Raw genomic sequence first — 1,564 nt, forward strand, 5'->3', positions numbered from 1 at the left:
GTGGGCTCCAGCTTGCGCACCAGGATGAGCCTCTGTTCCATGGTAAGGTTTTATCATGCAGGACTGAGGGCAGCGCTTCTTCACTAGGCCTGTTCATGCCAGCAGTGCAGAGCAGTAGGGCCTGGGTGTCCGCGCCATGTCTCCCTCGGTGCAGAGATTGAGATATGGGACGACGGCAACTCTTGCGCGGGATCCTGATTGGGCTTGGTCTTCTGGCCGCCATGGTGGTGTGGGTTGTCGTATGGCTGCTCACCCGCAGTCCGGTGGCTTTGTTGCTGGCCCACCCGGAGCTGCCGCCAATTGTGGGTTTGGCCCCTCGCTCCGCACAAGCGCTGCTGGTGTTGGCTGTTCCCCTGGACGAGGTGCAAGCGTTTTGGCAAGCGGCAACTCCTGCCCCCCAGCGACGCGCTGCCCGTCAGCAGTGGCAAAAGTTTTTCTCCCCTGAAGGCCCAGGCTGGCTGGGATCCTTGCTGGCCGGGGGATCCCTTGATTTCGAGCGGGAGGTGCGGCCCTGGCTGGGGAGGAGCACCCTCTTGGCCAGTTTGCCGGAGTGGGGCACCTTGGTTGCCCTGGAAACGCGGGATGCGGCGCTCTCTCAGTTTGAGCTGAACCTATTGTGGGAACGGCAGAGCTTGGCCGGGAGGCCGGTGCAGGTGGACACTTACAAGGGCATTCAGGTGGTGTCTAGCCCGATTCCGGGCCTGCAGGGTTTCTCGGCAGCCGTTTTCGGCGAGCAATACGTGTTGCTGGCGGAGCAGCCTGCTGCCATTCGGGCTGCAATCGATGCTTGGCAGTTGCCGCAGTTGTCTCTGGTGGCTCAGCCCTTGTTTCGGCGGGTGATCCAGCCGCTGCGGGAGGCACATGTGGGTTGGGCCTTCTGGCAGAATCCAGAGGCGGTTTCTCCAGACGGGCTGACGTTGCAGGCGGTAGGGCTGGGGTTGGGGGTGAACTTCCAGGGCTTGGTGGCCGAAAGTGCTGCCCTCTGGCATGCGCCCGCTGGCTTCTCCTTGCCGGCGGCAGAAGCCTTTCGCCCGCAGATCCTTCAACATCTGCCGGATGAGACCTTGGCGCTGATTTCCGGAGAGAATCTGGCCTCAGTTTGGCAGAGCCTGGGGCAGATCCAGCCCCTAAATCCCCTGGGATTGCGGGTGGATCCCGGCCAGTGGCTGCAGCGCTTGCAATCTCAGGTGGCGCTGGACTGGCAGCGTCTGTTGCCGGAACGGGGAGAGTTTGCCTTTGCCCTTTTGCCCGGCGACGGGGATCCAGCCTGGCTGTGGGTCGGTAAGCTGCCGGATGAGTCGGTCGCGACAGCGGGACGGAGTCCTTATTTCGACTTGGATGAGCGGGCACGCGCCCAAGGCTGGCAGGTAATCTCTCTGGCAACGAAGCGCGGCACCGCCACTGCCTGGGCCCAACCGACCACTCCTGCGGGGGAGACGGAGTCCTTGCCGTCAGAACCCCCGCCGGTGGCGACAGCGGGACGGAGTCCTTACCGCTCTATCCATCGACCGGAGATCCCTGTGTTGGCAGGCGAGCCGCTGGAAGTCAGTGGGAAAGGAGGATC

General features: G+C 63.4%; 1 protein-coding gene. It reads left to right on the top strand.

Features of this window, described 5'->3' with window-relative positions:
• Positions 1-164: 164 nt before the first annotated feature.
• A partial coding sequence (locus NW820_RS04045) for a DUF3352 domain-containing protein (protein WP_414406751.1) occupies positions 165-1,564 on the top strand: 1,400 nt, incomplete at its 3' end.

The sequence above is a fragment of the Synechococcus sp. R55.7 genome (genome assembly GCF_047461955.1).
Taxonomy (GTDB): domain Bacteria; phylum Cyanobacteriota; class Cyanobacteriia; order Thermostichales; family Thermostichaceae; genus Thermostichus.